We start from the raw sequence: 25,180 nt of genomic DNA on the forward strand, positions 1-25,180 counted from the left end.
CCGGGGCCGTTGCGGTGGACCGAGGCCGCGCGGTGACGCCGTGGCAAGGTCCCAGCTCTGCAACCAAACGGCTACCGACCTGCGAGCACAGCTGACGGGTCGATAGGTTATGCCTCGCCGGACCGACGCCCGGGCGCGCCCACCGCGCCCGTGCCCGCCGGATGACCTCACCGCTCTCCCAGGGGGACCGCCACATGACCGCCGACACACCACGGGACGCCATTCCCTCGCCGCTCCCGCCGGTCTTCCAGCCGCTGCACCCGGACGACCCGCGGGAGGTCGGCGGCTATCGGCTCTTCGCCCGCCTCGGCGCCGGCGGCATGGGCCGGGTCTACCTGTCCTACACCCCGGGCGGCCGCCCGGTGGCGCTCAAGGTGGTCCGCCCGGAGTTCGCCGAGGACGGCGAGTTCCGGCGCCGCTTCGCCCAGGAGGTCAGCAACGCCCAGCGGATCCACGGGCTCTACACCGCCCAGGTGATCGACTCCGGCGGCCTGGACTCGGACGCCCCCTGGCTGGTCACCGCGTACGTGCCGGGCCCGTCGCTGCAGCAGGTGGTCCGCGAGAACGGCGCACTGCCGGTGCGCACCGTGCTGCTGCTGATGGGCGGCATCGCCGAGGCGCTGCAGGCCATCCACAGCGTCGAGGTGGTGCACCGCGACCTCAAGCCGGCCAACGTGCTGGTGGCCGGCGACGGCCCGCGCGTGATCGACTTCGGCATCGCCCGGGCCGCCGACGCCACCGCGCTGACCGGGACCGGCTACCGGATCGGCTCGCCCGCCTTCATGTCCCCGGAGCAGGCCCAGGGCCGTCCGGTCAGCCCGGCCACCGACGTCTTCGCGCTCGGCGCGCTGGCCGCGTACGTGGCCGGCGGCACCGCGCCGTTCGGCGACGGCCCGGACACCGCCGTGCTCTACCGGGTGGTGCACGAGCAGGCCGACCTGGACGCCGTCCCGGCCGACCTGCGCGAGCTGATCATGCGCTGCCTGGCGAAGTCCCCCGAGGACCGGCCGAAGCCCGCCGAGATCATCGAGATCGCCCGCAACCACCCGTCGGTCGGCGGGCAGCTGCGATTCTCCGACGACTGGCTGCCCAAGCAGGTCAACACCGAGATCACCCGCCGCTCGGACCTGCCGAAGACCCCGCCGACCCCGCTGCCCGCCGCGCCGGCCACCGCGCCGACCCCGCCCCCGAGCGGCCCGCCCACGGTCCCGCCGGCGCCCTTCGCGCAGCCGACCCACCCGGCCACCGCGCCCTCCTTCGGCGTGCCGGACCACGGCACCCCCCGGCCGCAGCCGGTCACCCCGCCGCCCGGCTTCAACCCGCCGCCGCTCGGCGCGTACGGCCCGCCGCAGCCCGGCTACGAGGCTCCGACCGCGCCGGTGCTGCCCTCGCCGCCGACCGTGCAGCTGCGCCAGGAGCCGCCGTCCTACGACACCCCGCCGCCCGGCCCGGTGGTGACGGACACCCCGGCGCCGGCACCGAAGCGCAAGGGCGTCTCCTGGAAGGTCCTGCTGACCGTCGCCCTGGTGATGGCGGTCGGCGGTACCGCGGGCGGCATCGTGCTGGTCAAGCAGCTGGACAAGAAGTCGGACGACAAGTCCAGCAGCGCCTCGTCGGGGGGGCCGGCCCCCGCCCCGACCAGCCCGCAGCCCACGCCGACGCAGTCGCAGTCCGCCGCCGCTCCGATCGACAGCCCCTCGCCGAGCCCGAGCAAGAGCACCTCGTCCAAGTCGCCGTCCGCCGGCCCCACCACCCCCCGGCCCGCCGTGTACACGGCCGTCTACCAGGACCGGGAGCTCGGCACCCCCGACTCCAACTACAGCTACGACCTGGCCGACGGGAAGGTCGTGAACTCCTCGGCCAACCCCGCCTGGGAGCTGAACACCGGCTACAGCTCCTTCGACTGGAGCGGTGCCGACGCCTACATCACCCCCGAGGCGCAGCTGACGCCCGAGCAGTGCTCGGCCGCCATCGACCGCCAGCCGGTCGGAGCGCTCAAGTACGACGCGCTCCCGCCCGGCCGGCTGTTCTGCCTGCGCCACCGCGCCAGCGGCAGCATCGTCGTCGCCAAGGTCCTGACGCAGGGCAACTCCAGCGGCCTGACCAAGCTCTCCCTCACCTACTTCCGCAACGACGCCTGACCGCTCCGGACTATCCTGACCAGGTCGAACCCCCACCTGACCGGAGTGAACCGTGTACTTCACCGACCGCGGCATCGAGGAGCTGGCGAGCCGGCGCGGCGACGAGGAGGTCACCTTCGAGTGGCTGGCCGAGCGCCTGCGCGAGTTCGTCGACCTCAACCCGGACTTCGAGATCCCGGTCGAGCGGCTGGCCACCTGGCTGGCCCGGCTCGACGACGAGGACGACGAGTGACGCGGTAGGCCGTGATCGAGGGCCCGGGAGGCGACGCCTCCCGGGCCCTTCGCGTGCCCCGCCCCGTAGGGGACGCCTCGGGGTCCGCTCCGGGTCCGCTCCGGGTCGGGGTCCGGGCCGGTTCCCTTGACTTCGCCGTCACGCGATATATCGTCTTTGGAAGAGGACGCGATACATCGCGAATCGCAACGGGAGGCGGCAGACATGAGCCAGTGGACGGTCGAGGGCCCCGACAGGATCACCATCGACGGGGAGGTCGACACCCTCCACGTACGGATCGTCGGAGGCGCCGTGAACGTGGTGGCCACCGAGGGCCCTGCCCGGCTGGAGGTCACCGAGCTGGAGGGCGAGCCGCTGCACGTCACGCTCGCCGAGGGGGTCCTGACGGTCACCTACAAGGACCTCAGCTGGAGCGAGTTCGGCGAGTCGGTCAAGTCGGTGCAGTCGTTCAAGTCGTTCTTCGGCGGCCTGCGGCGCACCCGCCGGGCCGTGGTCTCGCTGGCCGTGCCGGCCGGCGCCAAGGTCAGGGCGGGCACCGTCTCGGCCGGTGCCACCGTCTCCGGCATCAGCGCGCCGGTCTCGGTGCGCAGCGCCGCCGGTGACGCCACCCTGGTCGGCCTCACCGGCCGGACCGACGTCAACACCGTCTCCGGGGACGTCGACGCCCAGTCGCTCTCCGGCGACCTCAAGGTCAACACCGCCTCCGGGCGGGTCACCCTGCTGGCCGGCGTCTCCGACAACGTGCAGGTCCACTCGGTCAACGGGGACGTCACCCTCGACCTCGACGTGGCCACCCCGTCGGAGATCAAGGTGACCACGGTGAGCGGCTCGGTCGGCGTCCGGCTGCCCTCGCTCGTCGACACCAAGGTCGAGGCCGGCACCAACAGCGGGGACGTCACCAGCACCTTCGAGCAGCTCAAGGTCGGCGGCTCCTGGGGTGCCAAGAAGCTCTCCGGCAAGCTCGGCTCCGGTCAGGGCAACCTGGTGGTGACCACCGTCTCCGGCGCGGTCACCGTGCTCCGCCGGCCGGACACCGAGGACGACGACCCGGTGGTCGTCAAGGAACTCCCGGCCGGCCCCGACCTCGGCAAGGGCCCCGACCTCACCAAGGAGGCCTGAGATGGCGCCCGTCTTCGGCCACGGCCGGCTCCGCCTGTACCTGCTGAAGCTGCTCGACGAGTCGCCGCGGCACGGCTACGAGGTCATCCGCCTCCTGGAGGAGCGTTTCCAGGGCCTGTACGCGCCCTCGGCCGGCACCGTCTACCCGCGGCTCGCCAAGCTGGAGCAGGAGGGCCTGGTGACGCAGAGCACCGAGGGCGGCCGCAAGGTCTACCGGCTCACCGAGGCCGGCCGCGGCGAGCTGGCGGCCCGCCAGGGCGAGCTGGACGCGCTGGAGCTGGAGATCCGCGACTCGGTGGCCCAGCTCGCCGGGGCGATCCGCGAGGACGTCCGGGACGGCGCCGAGAACCTGCGCGCGGAGCTGTGGGGCGCGGCGAAGCAGGCGCCCCGGCCGGAGGGCGCCGGGAACGGCGGGGACCCATGGGCCGGCCCGTGGGGCGACAAGGACGCCTGGCAGCGCGCCAAGGAGGAGTTCGCCCAGTTCAAGAAGCAGGCCAAGGAGCAGGCCAAGCGCGCCAAGGAGCAGGAGCAGGCGGCCAAGGCCAAGGCGAAGGCCGCGGAGGAGGAGGCCCGCAGGCTGCGCGAGCAGTCCCGGGCGGCCCGGACGGCGGCCCAGCAGGAGGCGCTGCGGATCAAGCGCCGGGTCGAGCAGCAGGTCCGCGACCACGCGGCCCGGGGCGACTGGCCGACCGGGCTGGCCGAGGGGCTCTCCGAGCTCACCAAGGGCCTGGCCGGGCTGGCCGACGCGGCCCGCTGGGGCCACTCGGCGCAGGGCACCGACGCACCCGCCGAGAAGGTCACCGTCACCCGGATCGACCTGGACAAGGACGAGCCGGCCGGCGGCGCCCCGGCCGACCTGCCGCCGTGGGCGGCGACCGACCCGGCCGGCGATCCGGCCCGGGAGCTGGAGCGGCTGCTCGACCGCTTCCGGGACCAGGTCCGCGACGCGGCCCGGGACGGCGGGGTGAGCGCCGAGCGGCTGGCCGAGGCCCGCTCGGTGCTGGGCACCGCCGGCGAGCGGCTGCGGCGACTGCTCGGCTGAGCGGCTGCCGCGCCGACCGGCACGGGCCGGCGCTCCTGCGGGAGCGCCGGCCCGCGGCGTTCAGGGGGTGAGCACGATCTTCCCGAAGACATCGCCCTTGGCGAGCCGGGCGAAGCCCTCCCGGGCCTCGGAGAGCGGCAGGACCGAGTCGATCACCGGCCGGACCCCGGCGGTGGCGCAGAGCGAGAGCAGCCCGGCCAGCTCCTCCTTGGTGCCCATGGTCGAGCCGACCACCCTGAGCTCCAGGAAGAAGATCCGGTTCAGCTCGGCGGTCTTCGGGTTGGGGCCGGAGGTGGCCCCCGAGATGACGACGGTGCCGCCCGGACGCAGCGACTTCACCGAGTGCGCCCAGGTGGCGGCGCCGACCGTCTCCATCACCGCGTCCACCCGCTCGGGCAGCCGGGCACCGCTCTCGAAGGCGGCGTCGGCACCGAGCTCGACGGCCCGGGCACGCTTGGCCTCGTCCCGGCCGGTGACCCAGACCCGCAGCCCGGCGGCCTTGCCGAGGACGATCAGCGCGGTCGCCACGCCACCGCCGGCGCCCTGCACCAGGACGGTGTCGCCGGGCTTCACCCCGGCGTTGGTGAACAGCATCCGGTAGGCCGTCAGCCAGGCGGTGGGCAGGCAGGCGGCCTGCTCGAAGCTGAGCCCGGCCGGCTTGGGCAGCAGGTTCCAGGTCGGCACCGCCACCCGCTGGGCGAAGGTGCCCTGGTAGCGCTCGGTGAGGATCGAGCGCGGCTCGTCCGGGCCCACCCCGTGGCCGCTCTGGCCGATCACCGAGTGGAGGACCACCTCGTTGCCGTGCTCGTCGATGCCGGCCGCGTCGCAGCCGAGGATCATCGGCAGCTTCTCGGCGGGCAGACCGACCCCGCGCAGCGACCAGAGGTCGTGGTGATTGAGGCTGGCGGCCTTGACCGTGACCACGCTCCACCCGGGGCGCGCCTGCGGTTCGGGGAGTTCGCCCAGCTCCAGCCCGCTCAGCGGGTCGTCGGCGTCGATTCGTGCGGCGTAGGCAGCAAACATGGTCCGGACGATAGCCGCGACGGCCGGGGCCCGGAACCACGCGTGAATGTGACGCGCGTCCCGGACCGCGATCGCCCCCACTCGCCCCCACTCGCCTTTGGCTCGGGGGGAGGAGCGGGGGCCGGGAGGGAGCGCCCCTTACGGCGGGGCGCTCCCGGTGCACGCGTCAGCGCCGGGCGACGCCCTCGGCCCGGGCGGCTTCGGCGACGGCCTTGGTGACGGCCGGGGCGACCCGCTCGTCGAACGGCGAGGGGATCACCTTCTGCGGCGTCAGTTCGTCGGCGACCACGCCTGCCAGCGCCTTGGCGGCGGCCAGCTTCATGCCCTCGGTGATCCGGCTCGCCCGGACCTGGAGCGCGCCGGCGAAGATGCCGGGGAAGGCCAGCACGTTGTTGATCTGGTTCGGGAAGTCGCTGCGCCCGGTGGCGACGACCGCCGCGTACTTGTGCGCGACCTCGGGGTGGATCTCCGGGGTCGGGTTGGCCATCGCGAAGATGAACGCGCCCTCGGCCATGGTGGCCACGACCTCCTCCGGCACGGTGCCGCCGGAGACGCCGATGAAGACGTCCGCGCCGGCCAGCGCGTCGGCCAGCGAGCCCTTGAGGCCGGTCCGGTTGGTCTGCGCGGCGATCTCGGCCTTGACGTCGGTCAGGTCGCCGCGGCCCTCGTGGACGACGCCCCGGCGGTCGCAGACCGCCACGTCGCCGATGCCGGCGGCCACCAGCATCTTGGCGATGGCGATCCCGGCCGCGCCGGCGCCGGAGATGACGGCACGCAGCGTGCCGATCTCCCGCCCGGTCACCCGGGCGGCGTTCCAGAGCGCCGCGGTGGTGACGATCGCGGTGCCGTGCTGGTCGTCGTGGAAGATCGGGATGTCCAGCGCGTCCTGGAGGCGACGCTCGATCTCGAAGCAACGGGGTGCGGAGATGTCCTCCAGGTTGACGCCGCCGAATGAGGGCGCCAGCCGGACGACGGTCTCGACGATCTCGTCCACCTCGGTGCAGGCGAGCGCGATCGGGACGGCGTCCACACCGCCGAACTGCTTGAACAGGATGGCCTTGCCCTCCATGACGGGCAGCGAGGCCTCCGGGCCGATGTCGCCGAGGCCCAGCACGGCGGTGCCGTCGGTGACGACGGCGACCGTGTTGGCCTTCCAGGTGTAGTCGTTCACCAGCTCGGGCTGCTCGGCGATGGCCGTGCAGACGCGCGCGACGCCGGGGGTGTAGGCGAGGGACAGGTCGTCCGCGTCGCGCACCGGAACGGTCGCCCGGACCTCCATCTTGCCGCCGCGGTGGAGCGCGAAAACGGCGTCGACCGGATCGTCGGTGTCCTGGGTGCTGCTGTGGATGATCTCCGCTGCCACGATGACCTCTTCGTCATTGATCAGCGAGAACGCGTGGCCGACGGGCGGACGACCCGGCCGGAAACTTGAAACCGGGTACGCCGAGGCGGACCCGGGATGGGCTGGATCGGGGCGCCGCCGTCGGGGCCGCGCCCTCGGGTGAGGGTTTTTGTACCTGTTGAGCCTGAGCTGTACTGCTACTTCTTCCCGGCCGAGCGTAGGTCGGACGACGGCATCGCACCTATGCCTTTTCGTCCTCGTCGCGCGCCCGTCATCCGCACCACGGCCAAAAGTCGGCGCCTGGCGTCCGGCACACCGGGCTCCGGTGGCGGCGAACGGCGAACGAGCACGCGCACTCGCAGGAGTGGACCCGGACACGACGGGGAGGCGGTGCCTCGGATACGGAGTCGGCGTCGTGGACTTCCGTTCCTTCGCACCCCGAGCCTGTCGCGACTCGGTGGTCCGGTTCGAGCATCGGGGGTCACCCGGTACCGAATTCTGACACACCCGCCGCCGGGACCGGCAGGTCGGGATGGGAGGATCCCTTGTTCCGCCGTCTCGCGTACACCTCCGCGACGGCGCGGCGACACCACGTACCTCCCACAGGAGCACCCTCATGCCCCACCGTGCCCACCCCCGCCGACCGGCCGCCGCGGCCCTCTCCCTGAGCACGGCGGGAGCCCTGCTGCTGACCGGCTGCGGCGGCGACGAGCAGGCCGCCGCGAAGGATCCGGTCCAGGAGCTCCGGAGCAGGATCCCCAAGGCACAGCACAGTGCCGGAGTGCTCCGGATCGGCTCGGACCTCAACTACGCGCCGGTGGACTTCCGGGGCGTCGAGGGCAAGCCGGACGGCATCGACCCCGACATCGCCAATGCCGTCGGCAAGATCCTCGGCCTGCGGATCGAGACCGTCGACACCCCGTTCGAGAAGCTGATACCGAACCTGCACGCCAAGCAGTTCGACGTGGCGATGTCCGGCCTGAGCGACGTCCGCCAGCGCCGCGAGGGCCTCGACGACGCGGGCAAGCAGGTCAGCCCGGGCGTGGACTTCGTGGACTACTTCATCGCCGGCACCTCGATCGTGGTCCAGAAGGGCAATCCCAAGGGCGTCCGCACCCTGGACGACCTGTGCGGCCGGGTCGTCGCGGTGCAGCAGAACACCACCCAGGACGAGATCGTCACCCGGCAGGTGCTGGCCTGCGGCCGCAGCGGCAAGCCGCTGACCGTCCACAAGTTCGACAGCGACGCCAAGGCGCTGGCCGAGGTCGCCTCCGGCGCGGCGGCGGCCGGCCTGAACGACTTCCCGGTGGCCGCCTACGCGGCCAAAACCACCGACGGCGGCAACCGCTTCGAGGTGACCGGCGCGCAGTCCAAGTCCAACCCGTACGGGATCGCGGTGCGCAAGGACGACACCGAGCTGCGCGACGTGCTGGCCAAGGCGGTGGACCAGCTGATCCGCAGCGGCGAGTACGACAAGATCCTCGCCAAGTGGAGCGTCGCGGCGGGCGCGGCCCAGAACGCGGTGGTCAACGGCGGGATCTGAGCGGCCGACGCGGGCGGCCCCACCCGGAGGCTCCAACCCGGCGGCCCCATCCGGAGGTCACACGGGCGGGCCTCCGGGCAGAGCGCAGGGAGATCTGCATACTTATACGCAGGGTGACAGGGGCACCTTATTAGTCCGAATAGCGGACAGCGTGACCCCCCGTTATCCGATTTTGATCTGAATGAGGGCCATCCGACCGTCATCAGATGGCAGGATTCCCCCCATCTCCGATCGGGCCGGCCACTGGTCGAGGCGGTTCGATCAACGTCCACCTCGGCGGAGGGTGGCGGAAGACGCACCACGCACCACCCTGCGCGACCCCTGCCCAGGCTCAGCACGACCGGCTCTGCCCGTTCGACGACGTACAGCGACATACACCCCGTACAGCGCCGTACGGCCTGCTGCCCCGGTGTGCCGCTCCCCGCGGCGCGCTCCGCCCGACCTCTCCCTCAGGAGGAGATCCCCCTCATGACCGCCCGTACCCCGCGCACCCGTCTCTTCGCCGCCGGCGCGGTACTCGCGTCCGTCTCCCTCGCCATGACCGCCTGTAGCAGCAGCAAGGACGAGAGCACCGGCGCCCCCAACGCCAGCGCGACCGTCAACGAGGTGAAGGCCGACGACAAGCTGGTCGCCCTCGTCCCCGCCGACATCAAGTCCGCCGGCAAGCTCGCGGTCGGCTCGGACGCCTCGTACGCGCCCAACGAGTTCAAGGCCGACAACGGCAAGATCGAGGGCATGGACGTCGACCTGATCACCGCCGTCGCGGCCAAGCTCGGCCTCAAGGTCGACGTTCAGGACTCCGGTTTCACCGCGATCATCCCCGGCATCCAGTCGAACAAGTTCCAGATCGGCATGTCGTCCCTGACGGACAACAAGGAACGCGAACAGACCGTCGACATGGTCACGTACTTCAACGCGGGCAGTGCCATCGCGGTGAAGAAGGGCAACCCGGACAAGATCAACGCCGACGACCTGTGCGGCAAGAAGGTCGCCGTCCAGACCGGCACCACCCAGGCGCAGGAGATCACCGACACCCGCAACCCCGCCTGTGCCAAGGCCGGCAAGCCGGGCATCGTCAACGACGGTGACAAGTTCGACCTGCAGACCGACGTCACCAACGCGGTGGTCTCCGGCCGCGACCAGCTCATGATGGCCGACTCCCCGGTCGTCGACTACGCGATCAAGCAGTCCGGCGGCCAGCTGGAGAAGCTCGGCGCCACCTACGACGCCGCCCCCTACGGCATCGCGCTGGCCAAGAGCTCGGCGCTCACCCCCGCGGTCCAGTCCGCCGTCCAGTCGCTGATCGACGACGGCACCTACAAGCAGATCCTCTCCAAGTGGGGCGTCGAGGCCGGGGCGATCGACAAGTCGACCGTCAACGGCGCCGTCAGCTGACCCTCCGTCTGACTCTCTCTCCCCCGAGGCCACACCGTGAACTCTCTGGACAAGGGGAAGGCGACGAAGGGACGGCCTGAGACCATCAAGGCCGTCCCCGTCCGCCACCCCGGACGCTGGGCGGGCGCCGTCGTCATCGCCCTGCTCGCGGCGATGCTGCTGAGCGCCCTCTTCACCAATCCCGCCTTCAAGTGGGACATCGTCGGGAAGTACCTCTTCCACGACAGCATCGTGCACGGCATGCTCGTCACGTTGGAGCTGACCGCGCTCGCCATGCTCATGGGTGTGGTCGGCGGCATCATCCTCGCGGTGATGCGGCTCTCCCCCAACCCGCTGCTCTCCGGCACCGCGTGGATCTACATCTGGATCTTCCGCGGCACGCCCGTCCTGGTGCAGCTGGTGTTCTGGAACTTCCTCGGCCTGATCTGGGCCAAGCTCTCGATCGGCGTGCCGTGGGGACCGGAGTTCTGGTCCGAGTCCACCAACGTGCTGATCCCGACCTTCGTCGCCGCCCTGCTGGGCCTGGGCCTGAACGAGGCCGCCTACATGGCGGAGATCGTCCGCGGCGGCATCCAGTCGGTCGACGAGGGCCAGAGCGAGGCCTCACACGCGCTCGGCATGAGCCGCTTCCAGACCATGCGCCGGATCGTGCTGCCGCAGGCCATGCGGGTGATCATCCCGCCGACCGGCAACGAGACCATCTCGATGCTCAAGACCACCTCGCTGGTCAGCGTGATCTCCCTGGAGGAGATCTTCCGGGCCGGCCAGGTGATCTACTCTCGGAACTACCAGAACATCCCGCTGCTGATCGTGGTCAGCCTCTGGTACCTGTTCTTCACGTCGCTGCTGACCATCGGCCAGTACTACATCGAGCGGCACTACGCCCGCGGCTCCAACCGGACGCTCCCGCCCACGCCGATCCAGCGGCTGCGGAGACTGTTCGCCGGGAAGCCCACCCCGAAGACCACCGCCGACGTGGTCCCGGGGCTCGAGGGAGGTGGTCACGTATGACCGATCTGACCAAGACCCCCGCCGACGCCGGCAACGGCGGCCCGATGGTCCGGTCCGAGGACGTCCACAAGTCCTACGGCACGGTCCAGGTGCTCAAGGGCATCGACCTGGAGGTCAAGCAGGGCGAGGTGTTCTGCCTGATCGGCCCGTCCGGCTCCGGCAAGTCGACCTTCCTGCGGTGCATCAACCACCTGGAGAAGATCAACGCCGGCCGGCTCTGGGTCGACGGCGAGCTGGTCGGCTACCGGCAGAAGGGCGACCGGCTCTACGAGCTCAAGGAGAGCGAGGTCGCGCTCAAGCGGCGCGACATCGGCATGGTGTTCCAGCGCTTCAACCTGTTCCCGCACATGACCGCCCTGGAGAACGTCATCGAGGCGCCGGTGCAGGTCAAGGGCGAGTCCAAGGCGGACGCCCGCAACCGCGGGATGGCGCTGCTGGAGCGGGTCGGCCTGGCCGACAAGGCGAAGAACTACCCCTCGCAGCTCTCCGGCGGCCAGCAGCAGCGGGTGGCGATCGCCCGGGCGCTCGCCATGAAGCCCAAGCTGATGCTCTTCGACGAGCCCACCTCGGCGCTCGACCCGGAGCTGGTCGGCGACGTCCTGGACGTCATGCGCGGCCTCGCCGAGGAGGGCATGACCATGGTCGTGGTGACCCACGAGATGGGCTTCGCCCGCGAGGTCGGCGACGCGCTGGTCTTCATGGACGGCGGTGTGGTGGTCGAGTCCGGCAACCCGCGCGACGTCCTCACCAACCCCCAGCACGAGCGCACCCGGGCGTTCCTGTCCAAGGTGCTCTGAGCGCAGCCGCACGGCGCCCGGCAGGCCGGTCCTGCCGGGCGCCGACGTTTTCCCCGCCCGGGTAATAGGCTGGAGGCAATCAGCCCGTTACCGAACCTGGAAGGACCACCGTGGAGCTCGCCTCGTACGCCGAAAGGGCTGTCCGGCTGGTGAACACCGAGGAGCCCGAGCGCGGCACCGACTCGCTGACCTCGGTGGAGGCGGTGCGGTCACTGTTCTCCGAATCCTCCCGGGCCGCCGCGCTCGCCGACGAGTCGGACCTGCCGCGGCTGCGGGCCGTCCGGACCAGGCTGCGCGGGGTCTTCGAGGCCGCCGCCGAGGGGGACGAGATCCGCGGCGTCGACCTGCTGAACAGCCTGCTGATGGAGTACCCCGTCAGCCCGCTGGTCTCCGGGCACGACTACCTGGACGACGCCGGCCGGCCGCGCTGGCACCTGCACCTCGCCGAGAACTCGGCGACCGCCACCGCCCACTTCAGCGCCGTCGCCTGCATGGGGCTGGCCGTCCACCTGACCGAGCTGGGCGCCGACCGGCTCGGCATCTGCCAGGCCTCCCCCTGCCGCAACGCCTATCTGGACACCTCCACCAACCGCTCCCGGCGGTACTGCTCCGACCGGTGCGCCACCCGCGCCAACGTCGCCGCGTACCGGGCCCGCAAGCGGCAGGAGGCCCAGGAGGCATCGGCGCCGGCCGGCCAGGGCTGACCGGCCGACCCGGGGCCTAGAACTCGTCGGGGTCGACCCAGACGCCCAGCCGGCGGGCCAGGCCCGGGATCCGGGCCGGCCGACCGGTGAGCAGCAGGCGCTCCAGCCGGCGGCCCGGGGCCAGCCAGGCCGGGCGCGGGCGCAGCCGCAACAGCACCCGTCCGAGCACCAGTTCGTCCGGGACGGCGCCGTAGCTGCGGCTGTCGCTGTCGACCGGCCGGTTGTCGGAGAGCAGCCACCAGCCCTTCGCCCGCCGCGCCACGGCCCGCTTCACCACCAGCAGGTCCTGCTGGAGGGGGTGACGGAACACCACCACCGCCCCCGGTCTGATCCGCGCGCCGTACCGGACCAGCAGTTGGTCACCCTCGCGCAGGGTCGGCACCATCGAGGGGCCCGCCACGTCGATCAGCCCGAACGGCGCGCCACCCCCCGGGGTGCCGCCCTCCGGTTCCGCCATCCGCGCCACGCCTGCTCCTCCCGGCTCGCCGCGTCCCAGTCTGCCGTACGGACCGCCGTCGACCGATGCCCGAATTGGCCCGGTTCCGGCTCCACCTTTTGCCCTAGGCCCGCCGCCCGGCCGCGAAACCCGGTGGCCGGAAGGGTAATCTCGGGCGCGGGAAGACGATCTAAGGAAGGACTCCCATGTTCTCTCGTCTGTTTGCACCGCGCGCCACCGTCCACGCCCACTGCGACCTGCCCTGCGGCGTGTACGACCCCGCCCAGGCCCGGATCGAGGCCGAGTCGGTGAAGGGCACCCAGGAGAAGTACCAGGCCAACGAGGACCCGGCGTTCCGCACCCGTGCCCTGATCATCAAGGAGCAGCGCGCCGAGGCCGTCAAGCACCACATCTCGGTCCTGTGGAGCGACTACTTCAAGGCTCCGCACTTCGAGAAGTACCCGCAGCTGCACCAGCTGATCAACGACACCCTGAAGGCCGCCTCGGCCACCAAGGCGTCGACGGACCCGGCCACCGGCCAGGCCCTGCTCGACCTGATCGCCGAGGTCGACAAGATCTTCTGGGAGACCAAGCAGGCCTGATCCCCGATCAGGCACCGCCGACCGCCCCCGTCCGGACCGCCGGACGGGGGCGGTCGCGCGTTCGGGCCCCCGGACCACCGGTAAGGGTTGATAAGCCCTAGCGCTTGTTATGCTGCCCGGGCGTCCGAGGGAGAAGTCCGGTGTGAATCCGGCGCTGACCCGCAACGGTGGGCGGAGCCCTGTGCCCGCGAGCCCGATCGCCCTGGGACGCCGATCTCCCGACAACTCGCCGTGGACTGCGAGGGGATGGCGCCCCGGCAGCCCTGCCGCCCGGGCGCGCCGCCTCGCTGCCGCCCGTGGCCCGAGGCGAAGGCGCGCCGCCCGTGAGCACCGCAGTGACCGCACCGGCCCCCGAACGGACGGCCCGTCGAACACCCGTCGTCCCGCTGGCCGCCGGCCTGGTCGCGGCGCTGCTGCTCTCCCTGGTCTGCGGCGTCGCCCTGGGCTCCTCCGCGCTCGGCTGGGCGCACGTCCTGCGGCTGCTGGGCGCCGGGCTGACGGGCGGTCGGCTGGAGGCCGGCGAGGCCGCCGCCTACGCGATCGTCTGGGAGATCCGGCTGCCCCGCACCGTGCTGGCCGCCGTGGTCGGCGCCGGGCTCGCGACCACCGGGGTCGCGGTGCAGGCGATGGTCCGCAACGCGCTCGCCGACCCGTTCGTCCTGGGCATCTCCTCCGGCGCCTCGGTCGGCGCCAACGCCGTCCTGCTGCTGGGCGCCTTCGCCTCGCTCGGGGTCTGGGCGATCTCGGTCTCCGCGTTCGCCGCCGCACTGCTGGCGATGGTCCTGGTGTACGCCGCCGCCCGGACGGCCCACGGGCTCACTCCGCTGCGGCTGGTACTGACCGGCACCGCGATGTCCTACGGCTTCTCGGCGGTGACGGCGCTGATGGTGTTCGGCGCCGCCCGCGGCGAGGCCGCCCGCAGCGCCATGATGTGGCTGCTCGGCAGCCTCGGCGGGGCGACCTGGGGGTCCGTCCCGATCGCCGCCGCCACCGTGCTGGCCGGCCTCGCCTACCTGGCCTGCGCCGCCGGGCGGCTGGACGCGCTCGCCATGGGCGACGAGACGGCGGCCTCGCTCGGGGTGGACGGCGACCGGCTGCGCCGCGAGCTGTTCGTGGTGACGGCGGCCGTCACCGGCACCGTGGTCGCGGTCAGCGGCGCGATCGGCTTCGTCGGCCTGATGGTGCCGCACCTGACCCGGATGCTGGTCGGCGCCGGGCACCGCCGGGTGCTGCTGGTCGCGCCGCTCGCCGGCGCGCTGCTGCTGGTCTGGGTGGACATCGTCTCGCGCACCCTGCTGGCGCCGGCCGAACTGCCGGTCGGAGTGGTCACCGCCGTCCTCGGAGTGCCCTGCTTCCTGCTGCTGATGCGCCGTCGCGGCTACACCTTCGGAGGCCGCTGATGGATCTCGCGATCGACGCCGTCACGGTCGACCTGGCCGGTACCCGGCTCGTCCACGACGTCACGCTCGGCGCCGCCGCCGGACAGGTGGTCGGCCTGGTCGGGCCGAACGGCAGCGGCAAGTCGACGCTGCTGCGCTGCGTCTACCGGGCACTGCGGCCCGCCGCCGGCGCCGTCCGGCTGGACGGCGAGGACCTGCACGCGCTCGCCCCGCGCGAGGCCGCCCGGCGGGTGGCCGCGCTGCCGCAGGAGCACTCCGCCGAGTTCGACTTCACGGTGGCCGAGGTGGTCGGCATGGGCCGGCTGCCGCACCGCGGCGGCTTCGCCCGGCCGACCGCCGGGGACGCCGGGCGGTGCGCCGGCGCACTGGCCCGGGTGGGCGCGGGCCACCTGGCCGGGCGCGGCTTCCTGAGCCTGTCCGGGGGCGAGAAGCAGCGGGTGCTGATCGCCCGCGCGCTGGTCCAGGAGCCCCGCGTACTGGTGCTCGACGAGCCCACCAACCACCTAGACATCGCCCACCAGTTGGAGGTGCTGGCGCTGGTCCGGGAGGCCGGTGCGACGGTGCTCACGGCGCTGCACGACCTCAATCTGGCGGCCGGCCACTGCGACCTGCTGTACGTCATCGCGGCCGGCCGGATCGTCGCCTCCGGGGCGCCCGCCGACGTCCTGCGCCCCGCCCTGCTGGCCGAGGTGTTCGGCGTCCGCGCGACCCCCGTGGAACACCCGGAGACCGGCGCCGTCCAACTGCTCTTCGACCGGCTCGACCGGCCGTCCCCCGCCCCCGCCGACTCCCCCCGCTGAGGAGACCCATGCGCACCGAGGCCGTTGCCACCGCCGCCCTGCTCACCCTCGCACTGACCGCCTGCGGCGCCGAGATCGCGCCCGCCGGGGAAGCCGCCGGCTCCGCCCACTACCCGGTGACCGTCGACAACTGCGGCACCGAGGTCACCTTCGAGCGGAAACCGGCCCGGACGGTGACCAACGACGTCGGCATCACCGAACTGATGCTCGCGCTCGGGCTCGCCGACCGGATGGCCGGCTACGTGATGCCCGACGACAAGGGCCAGGTCGACAAGGTGGCCTGGAAGGACGGCTACCAGCAGACCAGGTGGCTCTCCAAGCGGCAGATCACCAGGGAGATCGCCCTGGAGGCCCGGGCCGACCTGGTCTTCGCCGGCTGGCACTACGGGTTCGACGAGGCCGGCGGCTTCACCCCGCAGGCGCTGGCCGGCCTCGGCATCGACTCCTACGTGCTCAGCGAGTCCTGCCGCAGCGGCAAAGGCCCCGAGCGCGGGGTGATGTCCCCGCTGGACGCGCTCTACACCGATCTGGCCAACCTGGGCGAGATCTTCGACGTCCGCGACCGGGCCGACGAGCTGGTCGCCGAGTTCCGGGCGCAGGTCGCCGCCGTGCCGCAGCCCGGGCGCCGGCCGCGCGTCTTCCTGTACGACAGCGGCGAGGACAAGCCGTACACCGCGGGGAAGTTCGCCGCGCCCCAGGAGATCATCGCCAAGGCCGGCGGGGAGAACGTGACGGGCGACCTCGCCGACTCCTGGACCACCGTCGGCTGGGAGAACGTGGTCCAGCGCGACCCCGAGGTGATCGTCATCAACGACTACGGCTCCCCCGACGCCGAGGCCAAGCGGAAGTTCCTCACGTCCTTCCCGCCGCTGGCGGGCGTCTCCGCGGTCCGCGACGGCCGGATCTTCGTCCTGGACTACGTGGACCTGGTGGAGAGCCCGCGCAACCCGGCCGCGATCACGGCGCTCGCGGCGTACCTGCGTAGCGTGACGACCGGCTGAGCCGCCGCACGGCGGGCGTACGCTCGGAGGTACCAGCCGACGGAACCGACCGGAGGAGCGAGAACATGACCACCATGGCCGCGCCGTCCGCCTTCGACACCCGGGCGCTGCGCGAGGGCATCGAGCGCAGCGACGCCGACGCGCTGCTGGCGCTGTACGCGGACGACGCCGAACTGCGCATGGTCGACCGCAAGACCCAGCCCAGTCACCCCCTGGTGATGCACGGCCTGGACGAGATCGGCGCCATGCTGAACGACGTCTACAGCCGGGAGCTGAGCCACAAGCTGGAACGGGTCGTCCTCGACGGCGACCGCCTCGCGTTCATGGAGTCCTGCCGCTATCCCGACGGGGTCCAGGTGCTGGTCACCTCGGTCGCCGACCTGCGGGACGGCCGGATCGTCGACCAGACCTCGATCCAGGCCTGGGACGAGGACGAGCAGGCCAAGTAGGCTCGTGGCATGATCCGCACCGCCGTAGTCACCGATGTCCCGGTCATTCACACCATGATCCGCGAACTCGCGGAGTACGAGAAGGCGCCGCACGAGGCGGTCGCCACCGAGGAACAGCTCCGCGAGGCCCTGTTCGGCGCCGCCCCGGCGGTGTTCGGGCTGATCGCCGAGGACGACACCACCGGCGAGCCGGTCGGCTTCGCGGTCTGGTTCCTCAACTTCTCGACCTGGCGCGGGACGCACGGGATCTACCTGGAGGACCTCTACGTCCGCCCCGAGGCGCGCGGCGGCGGCCACGGCAAGGCGCTGCTGCTGGAGCTGGCCCGGATCGCCGTCGAGCGCGGCTACTCTCGGGTGGAGTGGTCGGTGCTCGACTGGAACGAGCCCTCGATCAACTTCTACAAGTCGCTCGGCGCGGTGCAGATGGACGACTGGACCGTCCACCGGCTCACCGACCGGGCGCTCATCGTCGCCGGCACCCGCTGACCGCCCGGACCACCGAAGCCGGTCCCGCCCGGGGGCTGCCACCCTGCGTCGCGAGGGCCTACCATGAGTGACCCTCGCACCCGGTGTCGCTCGTTCCCGTGAAGGCGGGACCGGATCGCGACATCCGCCCGCCGATAGCGGTAACGTCTCGGGCGGATGCGCGGCGTCCGACCACCCCTGCCGGGGTATGACCGGTACGTACCGCACCACCCCTCTGGACAGTTGGGGCGAAGCAGTTGAGCCAAGCAACAGACAGTGCCGCGGCCACCGGCCCGGAAGCACAGCGCGTCACCCAGGAGGTGAGGGTGTCCCAGATCGACGGCGAGCCCGGAGTGCAGGACTTCGTGGAGGTCCGGCTGCCCGCGGCGGGTGCCTACCTCTCGGTGCTGCGAACAGCGACGGCGGGCCTGGCGGCCCGTCTGGACTTCACGCTGGACGAGATCGAGGACCTCCGGATCGCGGTGGACGAGGCCTGCGCCATCCTGCTCCAGCAGGCGGTGCCCGGGTCGGTCCTCTCCTGCGAGTTCCGGCTGGTGGGTGACTCGCTGAAGGTCATCGTCTCCGCCCCGACCACGGACGGCCGGGCCCCGGAGCGGGACACCTTCGCCTGGACGGTGCTCTCCGCGCTGGCCGGCGAGGTGGAGTCCTCGGTCGCCGAGGACAACACCGTCTCCATCAGCCTGCACAAGAAGCGCGGCGGGTCCGCCGCCCATTAGAGCCCCCGCAGCAGCACCGAACAAGAGCCGTCCGCCCGGCACCACCCGGACCGGCGGACGGCTCCCGGTACCGCCCACCACGCGGTACGACCAACGAGACGAATCCGGGACCGCCCCAGGTCCCGGTGCTCCCGGAACGGAACGGGGGAATGGCCGTGAGTGATCTGGACCGTACCGGCCTCGCGACGGCGGGCCCTGCCGTACCGACCCAGGCGAGCGTTCCCGGCCTCGCCGCCAACGACGAAGCGCACCCGAAGGACGCCCACCGGATGAGCCAGCCGACCGAGCCGACGTCTGATCCGTCGCCCACGCCCTCGCCCCCGTCCGAGGCTCCGGAGTCCCCGGCGCCCCGCGACGACGCGGCCGGGGCGCTGCGCGGTGCGGTGCCCTCGCAGGCCCCGCACCGTTCGGGTGCGCCGGACCGGGAGGCGGCCCGGGCGCTGTTCGTCCGGCTGTCCGCGCTGCCCGAGGGCTCCTCGGAGCGCGTCGAGCTGCGCAACCAGCTGGTGCGGATGCACATCCCCCTGGTGGAGCACCTGGCCCGGCGGTTCCGCAACCGGGGCGAGCCGCTGGACGACCTCACCCAGGTCGCCACCATCGGGCTGATCAAGTCGGTGGACCGCTTCGACCACGAACGCGGGGTCGAGTTCTCCACCTACGCGACGCCGACCATCGTCGGCGAGATCAAGCGGCACTTCCGGGACAAGGGCTGGGCGGTCCGGGTGCCGCGCCGGCTCCAGGAGCTGCGGCTGTCGCTGACCACGGCGACCAGCGAGCTCTCCCAGCGGCACGGCCGCTCCCCCACCGTGCACGAGCTGGCCGAGCACCTGGGGATCTCCGAGGAGGACGTGCTGGAGGGTCTGGAGTCCGCCAACGCGTACTCCACGCTCTCGCTGGACGTCCCGGACAGCGACGACGAGTCGCCGGCCGTGGCGGACACCCTGGGCGCCACCGACGAGGCGCTGGAGGGCGTCGAGTACCGCGAGTCCCTCAAGCCGCTGCTGGCCCAACTGCCGCCCCGGGAGCAGAAGATCCTGGTGCTGCGGTTCTTCCGCAACATGACCCAGTCGCAGATCGCCGCCGAGGTGGGCATCTCCCAGATGCACGTCTCCCGGCTGCTGGCCCGCACCTTGGCCCAGCTCCGGGAGAAGCTCCTGGTGGAGGAGTAGGACTGACGGCCGCTCAGCGGCGGCCGCCGGCTCCGGCCCTCTGCGCTCAGCCCTCGTGCGGAGCGTAGAGGGCCGCCGTCGATCTCGGGCTGAGCAGGGCCCCGATGCCGACCAGCCCGAAGAGGCCGATCACGGCCCCGACGGCCACCATGGTGCCGCCGCTCTGCCACATGTAGTACGCCACCGGCAGGCAGAGCGAGTTGGTCAGCACGGCCGGGCTGCGGCCCCAGCGACGCCCCTTGAGCAGCGCCCGGGCGGCCAGCAGCGGCAACACGCCGAGCAGCACGATCACCAGGCCGCCGAACTCGTTCAGCGCGAGCTGCCTGGAGTCGCCGGACACGGCGGACACCATGTCCCAGACGCCGACGACGGCGAGCGCGGCGCCCTCCAGGGCGGTGATGGCGGCGCCCGCGGTCAGGGCCGCCGGCCGGTCGGAGCCGGGCACGGGTACGGGTGCGGAGGATTCTGCGGTCACTCCAGCAGGGTAGCGGCCGGTTGGTCCGTACCGACCCGTAGGCTGAGCACATGCGTGCTCTCCTGGTCGTCAACCCGAAAGCGACCACCACCAGTGGCCGCACCAGGGATGTCCTGATCCACGCCCTGCGCAGCGACCTCAAGCTGGAAGTGGCCCAGACCGAGTACCGCGGCCACGCGCGTGACCTGGCCCGCGAGGCGGTCGAGGACGGCACCGTCGACCTCGTGGTGGCCCTGGGCGGCGACGGCACCGTCAACGAGGTGGTCAACGGACTGCTGGTGCACGGCCCGGGCGAGAAGGTCCCCCGGCTGGCCGTGGTGCCCGGGGGGTCGACCAACGTGTTCGCCCGCGCACTGGGGCTGCCCAACGACCCGGTGGAGGCCACCGGAGCCCTGCTGAACGCGCTGGAGCGCCGCCGGGAGCGGCCGATCGGCCTGGGCAAGGCGATGACCGAGGGGCTGCCGGACCGCTGGTTCACCTTCACCGCCGGCCTCGGCTTCGACGCGGGTGTGGTGGGCCGGGTGGAGGAGCAGCGCAAGGCGGGGCGCAAGTCCACTCACGCGCTCTACGTCGGCCAGGCGCTCCGGCACTACGTCACCCAGCGTGAGCAGCGCCGATCGGGCCCGGTCACCCTGCAACTTCCGGGCCGGGAGCCGGTCCCCGGCCTGGTGCTGGCCATAGTCAGCAACACCTCGCCGTGGACGTTCCTGGGCAACCGCCCGGTCCATCCCTCCCCGCTCGCCTCCTTCGACACGGACCTCGACGTCTTCGGCATCACCCGGATGACCGCGTTCGGCACTGCTCGAACGGTCCGTCAGATCCTGCGGTCGCACACACCTTCGAGCGATGGCACCACCCCCGCGGGCCCGTCCGGAAAGCACGTCGTCTCCTATCACGACGCTCGGCACTTCACCTTGGTTTCGCAGGAACCGGCCCCATTCCAGGTGGACGGGGACCACCTTGGAGACAGGAGTCGCGTCAGTTTCACAGGCGTACGGCGGGCACTGCGTGTGATTGTGTGACCGGAAGGGGGGTTCGCCCTTCTTCTCGAACGCACAAGCCCCCTTCACTCCATAGAAGTACCGGCTGTGAGCTAGGCGACACCGAAGAATCAAAAATTCCTCCCTGAAGGGGGTTGTATCCGGGCCCGAGGTTTGCGAACCTCTACATGGCGATCGGGACACATCGCAGCGACGGCAACCACAGACCCTGGCGGGTGCCGACCGCGGGGTGTCCCTCGAATCGCCGAATCCCTCCCCAGCACAGACCACCCGGGCCCGATGGGCCTTTGGTCTCTTTTGCTGTTGCGGGATTCGTGAAAGCGTTCACATTCACAAGCCATCGATTGTGCCGACCGGGCAACCCCCGCGGCAGGAGGAGTTGGACGACCATGGACTGGCGCCACCGCGCTGTCTGCCGCGAAGAGGACCCCGAGCTGTTCTTCCCGATCGGGAACACCGGTCCTGCTCTGCTGCAGATCGAGGAAGCCAAGGCCGTGTGCCGCCGCTGTCCGGTCATGGAGCAGTGCCTGCAGTGGGCGCTCGAGACCGGCCAGGACGCCGGCGTCTGGGGCGGTATGAGCGAGGACGAGCGTCGCGCGATGAAGCGCCGCGCTGCTCGCAACCGCGCCCGCACCGCCTGATCACACGCCGTAACACCAGCAGTGACCGTAGGACCGATCAACACATGATCAAGGGCTTCCCTGCACTTCCTGGCGAAGCCTTCCGTACAAAGGACCTTGCTCGACACGGTCCTGCGACACCGGGCCGCCCAGGCACTTGATACTGTTCACTTAGAGCAATATTGTGGAGCTGAGGCGCTCACCGTGTGCAACGCATCGGTGAGGTGTCGCACCACCCAGAGCCCCCGTTCCGGCCGACTCCCCCCGACGGCCGGAACGGGTTGAGAGGCCCTGTCGACCCACCCCCCCCCCGGTCGACAGGGCCTCGTTTCTGTTTCCGCACCCGTTCCCCTGCGGCCGCCGCCCCCGTTTCACGCAGCCGCGCGCGGTGGTGCAGGAGTGTGCACCCGGCGCTCCCGCCGACCGCACGCCCCCGTCACACTCCGGTGCACCTCAATCGCCGCACCCCGTCGGCCGACCCGGCGGGTCAGGGCACCGGGATCTCCAGGATCACCTTGGTGCCGCCGTTCGGCCCGGCGACCATGTCGAAGGTGCCGCCCAGCTCCCCGGTGGCCAGGGTCCGGACGATCTGCAGCCCGAGATTGCCCGCCTGCTGCGGGTCGAAGCCCTCCGGCATGCCCCGACCGTCGTCCTGCACGGTGATCAGCAGGTACTCCTCCGGCCGGGCCCCGCCGTTCCAGCTGTCCGACCAGCCCATGCCGGTGGCCGGCGCCCGGCCCCGCAGCGCGCTGACCTCCAGGCTGCCCGAGGCGGACGGGCCGAAGGCGTGTTCCAGCGCGTTCTGCAGCAGCTCTGTCAGCACCATCGCCAGCGGCGTGGCCACCTCGGCGGAGAGGATGCCGAAACTGCCGCTGCGGCGGGTCGCCACCCGGCCGTCCTGGGACAGCTCCATCACCATGGCCAGCACCCGGTCGGCGATCTCGTCGAAGGCGACCTGCTCGTCCAGCGCCTGGGAGAGCGTCTCGTGCACGATCGCGATCGAACCCACCCGGCGGACCGCCTCGTCCAGCGCGGCCCGGCCGGCCTCCGAGTCCATCCGGCGCGACTGCAGCCGCAACAGGGCCGCCACCGTCTGGAGGTTGTTCTTCACCCGGTGGTGGATCTCCCGGATGGTGGCGTCCTTGGTCATCAGCTCGCGGTCGCGGCGCCGCAGCTCGGTGACGTCCCGGCAGAGCACCAGGGAGCCGGTCAGCGTGCCCTTGGGCTTGAGCGGGATCGCCCGCAGGGTCACCACCCCGCCCTGCACCTCGACCTCGGTCTGGCGGGGTGCCCAGCCGCTCGCCAGCTTCACCAGCGCCTCGTGCACCGCCGACCGCGAAGGCGGGACCAGCTCGGCGGTGGCCCGGCCGAGGTGGCTGCCGACCAGGTCGGTGGTGAGGCCGAGGCGGTGGTAGGCGGAGAGCGCGTTGGGGCTGGCGTAGGTGACGATGCCGTCGGCGTCGAGCCGGATCAGGCCGTCACCGACCCGGGGTGCGGCGTCCATGTCGGTCTGCTCGACGCCGTGGTACGGGAACGTCCCGGCGGCGATCATCTGGGCCAGGTCGGAGGCACTCTGCAGGTAGGTGAGTTCGAGCCGGCTGGGAGTGCGGACGGTCAGCAGGTTGGTGTTGCGGGCGATCACGCCGAGCACCTTGCCCTCGCGCCGCACCGGGATCGACTCGACCCGGACGGGCACCTCCTCACGCCACTCCGGGTCCCCCTCGCGCACGATCCGGCCCTCGTCGAAGGCGGCGTCCAGCAACGGCCGGCGGCCGCGCGGGACGAGGTGGCCGACCATGTCGTCCTGGTAGGAGGTGGGCCCGGTGTTGGGCCGCATCTGGGCCACCGAGACGTAGCGGATGCCGTCCCAGGTGGGGATCCACAGGACCAGGTCGGCGAAGGAGAGGTCGGAGAGCAGCTGCCACTCCGAGACCAGCATGTGGAGCCACTCCACATCGGCACCGGTCAGGGTGGTGTGGCGGCGGACGAGTTCGTTCAGCGAGGGCACATGGCGAGCGTAGCTCCAGACCCGGGGCGCGGCCCTGCCGCACCCGCCCGCCGCGGGGTGGCACCCAAGTTGTCCAGACCAATTTTCGGGGAGCCCTGGACAACCCAGATTGGTCTAGTCCACAATGAAAGGGCACCAAGGAGAGGCCCCCCGCGCAACTGCCCTGACCGCGCGAGGCCGCTCCTCGGTCGGACGCCGCCGAACGAGGACCCCGCACAGTTCTCGATCACACCGGCGCCCGACGACAGCTCCGGGCTGCGGTGCCGCACGGGTTGAGGGTCCCGTGTCGGCGCCGTGGCCCGTAGTGCTTTCCCCCTCCGGGGAGTGCCAACAGCTTTCTTCCGCCGCTCACCATGTCGAAGCCCCCGTCCACAGCATGTGGACGGGGGCTTCGACATGACACCGAGCGGCCGCCCCACCCCGCGCCGAGCCCCAGCCCCGCACCGAACCCGCCCCGAGCCGAAGGGCCGCGCCGGTGCCGAAAGGGAGAAGCGACGGAGCGACGAAGGAGCGACGGAGCGCCGACCGTCGGCACCGGATCAAGCGGCCCGGAGGCGAGCCGGGCGACAAAACAGCCCCGGAGGCGAGCGGGCGACCAATCAGCGCGTCTCGGTCACCTTCGCCAGGGCGCGCGGGGCGTCCGGGTCCTGGCCGCGGGCGATGGTGACCTCGTAGGCCAGCTGCTGCAGCGGCAGGATCTCCAGGATGGTCTGGACCTCCTCGGGCACACCGGCCGGCAGCGCGAAGCCCGCCGAGGCGGCGTCCACCTGCTCCTGCTGGCCGATGACCACCAGGTCCGCCCCGCGGCCGCGCAGGCGGTCCAGGACCGGTTGCAGGGCTTCGCCGCCCTTGCCGTCCGGGACGATCGCGATGACCGGGGAGACGTTGTCGACCATGGCCAGCGGGCCGTGCAGCAGGTCGGCGCCGGAGAACGGGGAGGCCGGGATGTAGGTGGTCTCCATGAGCTTCAGCGCCGCCTCGCGGGCGGTCGGGTAGCCGTAGCCGCGCGAGGTGATGACCAGGCGCTGGGCGAAGCGGTAGCGCTCGGCCAGCGCCTTCACCTCGGCCTGGCGGGCCAGGATGCCGGCGGCCAGCGCCGGCAGCTCCTTGGCGGCCGCGCCGTCGCCGCCGCGCAGGCCCTCGACCAGCAGGTAGAGCGCCAGCAGCTCGGCGGTGTAGGTCTTGGTGGCGGGCAGCGCCTTCTCCGGCCCGGCGAGCACGTCGATGTGGAACTCGGAGACCTCGGCCAGCGGCGAGGAGGCGTTGTTGGTGACCGCCAGGGTGATGGCGCCGGCCTCGCGGGCCGCCTTGGTGGAGGCCACCAGGTCGGGCGATCCGCCGGACTGGCTGACGGTGACGACCAGCACGTCCGAGAGGTCCGGCTTGGCGCCGTACGCGGTGGTGGTGGACATCGAGGTCAGGCCGGCGGGCTTGCCGAGCAGGATCTCGATCAGGTACTTGGCGTAGAGCGCCGCGTTGTCCGAGGTGCCGCGCGCGGTGAGGAGCACGAAGCGTGGGTTGCGGGCGGCGATCTGGGCCGCGATCTCGAAGATCTTCGGGGCGCCCTCGTCGAGGATGCGCTGGAGGACGGCCGGCTGCTCGGCCATCTCCGCCGCCATGATCCGGCCGGGGACGGGGACAGTCTGCGGGTCGGACATCTGGATGTGC

General features: G+C 71.9%; 25 protein-coding genes and 1 riboswitch. Of the genes, 19 read left to right on the plus strand and 6 right to left on the minus strand.

The features are described from left to right. Nucleotides 1-194: 194 nt before the first annotated feature. From AB0J08_RS24980 to AB0J08_RS24995, 4 genes are all read left to right on the plus strand, one after another. A complete protein-coding gene (locus tag AB0J08_RS24980) occupies nt 195-2,141 on the plus strand; it encodes a serine/threonine-protein kinase (RefSeq protein WP_360638388.1) in 1,947 nt (648 codons plus the stop codon). Between the two features lie 52 nt (nt 2,142-2,193). Beyond that, entirely contained in the window at nt 2,194-2,373 is a 180-nt protein-coding gene (locus AB0J08_RS24985; RefSeq protein WP_073926358.1) for a DUF6104 family protein, read from the plus strand. Nucleotides 2,374-2,577: 204 nt separating this feature from the next. After that, entirely contained in the window at nt 2,578-3,492 is a 915-nt protein-coding gene (locus tag AB0J08_RS24990) for a DUF4097 family beta strand repeat-containing protein (RefSeq protein ID WP_360638391.1), read from the plus strand. A 1-nt stretch (nt 3,493) separates the two neighbouring features. Next, nucleotides 3,494-4,534 (plus strand): PadR family transcriptional regulator, encoded by a 1,041-nt coding sequence (locus AB0J08_RS24995; protein WP_360638394.1) that lies wholly within the window; start codon nt 3,494-3,496, stop codon nt 4,532-4,534. 60 nt (nt 4,535-4,594) lie between these two features. Here the strand turns inward: AB0J08_RS24995 and AB0J08_RS25000 are convergent, their stop codons facing one another. Together AB0J08_RS25000 and AB0J08_RS25005 are read right to left on the minus strand one after the other, a co-directional pair. Continuing rightward, complete coding sequence (locus tag AB0J08_RS25000) at nt 4,595-5,557, minus strand: zinc-binding dehydrogenase (RefSeq protein WP_360638397.1); 963 nt, start codon at nt 5,555-5,557, stop codon at nt 4,595-4,597. 166 nt (nt 5,558-5,723) lie between these two features. After that, nucleotides 5,724-6,920, minus strand: coding sequence for an NADP-dependent malic enzyme (locus tag AB0J08_RS25005; RefSeq protein ID WP_360638400.1), 1,197 nt, complete (start codon nt 6,918-6,920; stop codon nt 5,724-5,726). A gap of 595 nt (nt 6,921-7,515) precedes the next feature. Here AB0J08_RS25005 and AB0J08_RS25010 point away from each other — a divergent pair. From AB0J08_RS25010 to AB0J08_RS25030, 5 genes are all read left to right on the plus strand, one after another. Beyond that, nucleotides 7,516-8,442, plus strand: a complete 927-nt coding sequence (locus tag AB0J08_RS25010) for an ABC transporter substrate-binding protein (RefSeq protein ID WP_360638403.1) — start codon at nt 7,516-7,518, stop codon at nt 8,440-8,442. Between the two features lie 468 nt (nt 8,443-8,910). Beyond that, entirely contained in the window at nt 8,911-9,837 is a 927-nt protein-coding gene (locus AB0J08_RS25015) for an ABC transporter substrate-binding protein (protein ID WP_360638406.1), read from the plus strand. A 36-nt stretch (nt 9,838-9,873) separates the two neighbouring features. After that, nucleotides 9,874-10,848: an amino acid ABC transporter permease gene (locus tag AB0J08_RS25020; protein ID WP_360638409.1), complete on the plus strand. Its 975-nt coding sequence runs from the start codon at nt 9,874-9,876 to the stop codon at nt 10,846-10,848. Next, nucleotides 10,845-11,645, plus strand: coding sequence for an amino acid ABC transporter ATP-binding protein (locus AB0J08_RS25025; protein ID WP_360638412.1), 801 nt, complete (start codon nt 10,845-10,847; stop codon nt 11,643-11,645). Before AB0J08_RS25020 ends, AB0J08_RS25025 begins: the two co-directional genes overlap by 4 nt. Nucleotides 11,646-11,755: 110 nt before the next feature. Next, nucleotides 11,756-12,349 (plus strand): CGNR zinc finger domain-containing protein, encoded by a 594-nt coding sequence (locus AB0J08_RS25030; RefSeq protein WP_360638415.1) that lies wholly within the window; start codon nt 11,756-11,758, stop codon nt 12,347-12,349. A 16-nt stretch (nt 12,350-12,365) separates the two neighbouring features. On the opposite strand, the gene sodX is transcribed toward AB0J08_RS25030, so the two are convergent. After that, nucleotides 12,366-12,806, minus strand: coding sequence for a nickel-type superoxide dismutase maturation protease (gene sodX, locus AB0J08_RS25035; protein WP_360638544.1), 441 nt, complete (start codon nt 12,804-12,806; stop codon nt 12,366-12,368). Nucleotides 12,807-12,991: 185 nt separating this feature from the next. Here sodX and sodN point away from each other — a divergent pair, with 185 nt between their 5' ends. The 8 genes from sodN (at nt 12,992) to AB0J08_RS25075 (ending at nt 19,408) form a co-directional block, all read left to right on the plus strand. After that, on the plus strand, nt 12,992-13,387 hold the full coding sequence (gene sodN, locus AB0J08_RS25040) for a superoxide dismutase, Ni (protein ID WP_360638418.1): 396 nt from the start codon (nt 12,992-12,994) through the stop codon (nt 13,385-13,387). A 101-nt stretch (nt 13,388-13,488) separates the two neighbouring features. Beyond that, nucleotides 13,489-13,607, plus strand: a riboswitch (cobalamin riboswitch). A 103-nt stretch (nt 13,608-13,710) separates the two neighbouring features. Beyond that, on the plus strand, nt 13,711-14,787 hold the full coding sequence (locus tag AB0J08_RS25045) for an iron ABC transporter permease (protein WP_360638421.1): 1,077 nt from the start codon (nt 13,711-13,713) through the stop codon (nt 14,785-14,787). Further along, complete coding sequence (locus tag AB0J08_RS25050; protein ID WP_360638424.1) at nt 14,787-15,587, plus strand: ABC transporter ATP-binding protein; 801 nt, start codon at nt 14,787-14,789, stop codon at nt 15,585-15,587. The genes AB0J08_RS25045 and AB0J08_RS25050 overlap by 1 nt, the downstream gene beginning before the upstream one ends. A gap of 8 nt (nt 15,588-15,595) precedes the next feature. Next, on the plus strand, nt 15,596-16,588 hold the full coding sequence (locus tag AB0J08_RS25055; RefSeq protein ID WP_360638427.1) for an ABC transporter substrate-binding protein: 993 nt from the start codon (nt 15,596-15,598) through the stop codon (nt 16,586-16,588). A gap of 65 nt (nt 16,589-16,653) precedes the next feature. After that, complete coding sequence (locus tag AB0J08_RS25060) at nt 16,654-17,037, plus strand: nuclear transport factor 2 family protein (protein WP_360638430.1); 384 nt, start codon at nt 16,654-16,656, stop codon at nt 17,035-17,037. A 9-nt stretch (nt 17,038-17,046) separates the two neighbouring features. Continuing rightward, nucleotides 17,047-17,523 carry a GNAT family N-acetyltransferase gene (locus tag AB0J08_RS25065; RefSeq protein WP_360638433.1) on the plus strand — a complete coding sequence of 159 codons (477 nt, stop codon included), beginning with the start codon at nt 17,047-17,049 and terminating at the stop codon, nt 17,521-17,523. A 305-nt stretch (nt 17,524-17,828) separates the two neighbouring features. Then, nucleotides 17,829-18,239, plus strand: coding sequence for an anti-sigma regulatory factor (locus AB0J08_RS25070; protein ID WP_093860582.1), 411 nt, complete (start codon nt 17,829-17,831; stop codon nt 18,237-18,239). A gap of 155 nt (nt 18,240-18,394) precedes the next feature. Further along, nucleotides 18,395-19,408, plus strand: coding sequence for an RNA polymerase sigma factor SigF (locus AB0J08_RS25075; protein WP_360638436.1), 1,014 nt, complete (start codon nt 18,395-18,397; stop codon nt 19,406-19,408). 46 nt (nt 19,409-19,454) lie between these two features. On the opposite strand, the gene AB0J08_RS25080 is transcribed toward AB0J08_RS25075, so the two are convergent. Further along, the gene (locus AB0J08_RS25080; RefSeq protein ID WP_360638439.1) at nt 19,455-19,883 is read right to left on the minus strand and encodes a hypothetical protein; all 429 of its coding nucleotides are present in this window, start codon (nt 19,881-19,883) and stop codon (nt 19,455-19,457) included. A 50-nt stretch (nt 19,884-19,933) separates the two neighbouring features. Here AB0J08_RS25080 and AB0J08_RS25085 point away from each other — a divergent pair, with 50 nt between their 5' ends. Beyond that, nucleotides 19,934-20,905, plus strand: coding sequence for a diacylglycerol kinase family protein (locus tag AB0J08_RS25085; protein ID WP_360638442.1), 972 nt, complete (start codon nt 19,934-19,936; stop codon nt 20,903-20,905). Nucleotides 20,906-21,273: 368 nt separating this feature from the next. Continuing rightward, nucleotides 21,274-21,525, plus strand: a complete 252-nt coding sequence (locus AB0J08_RS25090; RefSeq protein WP_014138019.1) for a WhiB family transcriptional regulator — start codon at nt 21,274-21,276, stop codon at nt 21,523-21,525. Between the two features lie 466 nt (nt 21,526-21,991). On the opposite strand, the gene AB0J08_RS25095 is transcribed toward AB0J08_RS25090, so the two are convergent. Together AB0J08_RS25095 and AB0J08_RS25100 are read right to left on the minus strand one after the other, a co-directional pair. Further along, on the minus strand, nt 21,992-23,512 hold the full coding sequence (locus AB0J08_RS25095; RefSeq protein ID WP_360638445.1) for a PAS domain-containing sensor histidine kinase: 1,521 nt from the start codon (nt 23,510-23,512) through the stop codon (nt 21,992-21,994). A gap of 599 nt (nt 23,513-24,111) precedes the next feature. Beyond that, the gene (locus tag AB0J08_RS25100) at nt 24,112-25,170 is read right to left on the minus strand and encodes an SIS domain-containing protein (RefSeq protein WP_360638448.1); all 1,059 of its coding nucleotides are present in this window, start codon (nt 25,168-25,170) and stop codon (nt 24,112-24,114) included. Nucleotides 25,171-25,180 lie beyond the last annotated feature (10 nt).

It is taken from the genome of Kitasatospora sp. NPDC050463 (assembly GCF_040655255.1).
Classification (GTDB): Bacteria; Actinomycetota; Actinomycetes; order Streptomycetales; family Streptomycetaceae; genus Kitasatospora.

What these genes read in the sequence shown, in the direction of transcription:
- AB0J08_RS25090 (WP_014138019.1), top strand. Translation starts at nt 21,274, where the DNA reads ATGGACTGGCGCCACCGCGCTGTCTGCCGCGAAGAGGACCCCGAGCTG.
- AB0J08_RS25100 (WP_360638448.1), bottom strand. Translation starts at nt 25,170, where the DNA reads ATGTCCGACCCGCAGACTGTCCCCGTCCCCGGCCGGATCATGGCGGCG.
- AB0J08_RS25050 (WP_360638424.1), top strand. Translation starts at nt 14,787, where the DNA reads ATGGATCTCGCGATCGACGCCGTCACGGTCGACCTGGCCGGTACCCGG.
- sodN (WP_360638418.1), top strand. Translation starts at nt 12,992, where the DNA reads ATGTTCTCTCGTCTGTTTGCACCGCGCGCCACCGTCCACGCCCACTGC.
- AB0J08_RS25010 (WP_360638403.1), top strand. Translation starts at nt 7,516, where the DNA reads ATGCCCCACCGTGCCCACCCCCGCCGACCGGCCGCCGCGGCCCTCTCC.
- sodX (WP_360638544.1), bottom strand. Translation starts at nt 12,806, where the DNA reads ATGGCGGAACCGGAGGGCGGCACCCCGGGGGGTGGCGCGCCGTTCGGG.
- AB0J08_RS25060 (WP_360638430.1), top strand. Translation starts at nt 16,654, where the DNA reads ATGACCACCATGGCCGCGCCGTCCGCCTTCGACACCCGGGCGCTGCGC.
- AB0J08_RS24990 (WP_360638391.1), top strand. Translation starts at nt 2,578, where the DNA reads ATGAGCCAGTGGACGGTCGAGGGCCCCGACAGGATCACCATCGACGGG.
- AB0J08_RS25065 (WP_360638433.1), top strand. Translation starts at nt 17,047, where the DNA reads ATGATCCGCACCGCCGTAGTCACCGATGTCCCGGTCATTCACACCATG.
- AB0J08_RS25055 (WP_360638427.1), top strand. Translation starts at nt 15,596, where the DNA reads ATGCGCACCGAGGCCGTTGCCACCGCCGCCCTGCTCACCCTCGCACTG.
- AB0J08_RS25025 (WP_360638412.1), top strand. Translation starts at nt 10,845, where the DNA reads ATGACCGATCTGACCAAGACCCCCGCCGACGCCGGCAACGGCGGCCCG.
- AB0J08_RS24980 (WP_360638388.1), top strand. Translation starts at nt 195, where the DNA reads ATGACCGCCGACACACCACGGGACGCCATTCCCTCGCCGCTCCCGCCG.
- AB0J08_RS25015 (WP_360638406.1), top strand. Translation starts at nt 8,911, where the DNA reads ATGACCGCCCGTACCCCGCGCACCCGTCTCTTCGCCGCCGGCGCGGTA.
- AB0J08_RS25000 (WP_360638397.1), bottom strand. Translation starts at nt 5,557, where the DNA reads ATGTTTGCTGCCTACGCCGCACGAATCGACGCCGACGACCCGCTGAGC.
- AB0J08_RS24995 (WP_360638394.1), top strand. Translation starts at nt 3,494, where the DNA reads ATGGCGCCCGTCTTCGGCCACGGCCGGCTCCGCCTGTACCTGCTGAAG.
- AB0J08_RS25085 (WP_360638442.1), top strand. Translation starts at nt 19,934, where the DNA reads ATGCGTGCTCTCCTGGTCGTCAACCCGAAAGCGACCACCACCAGTGGC.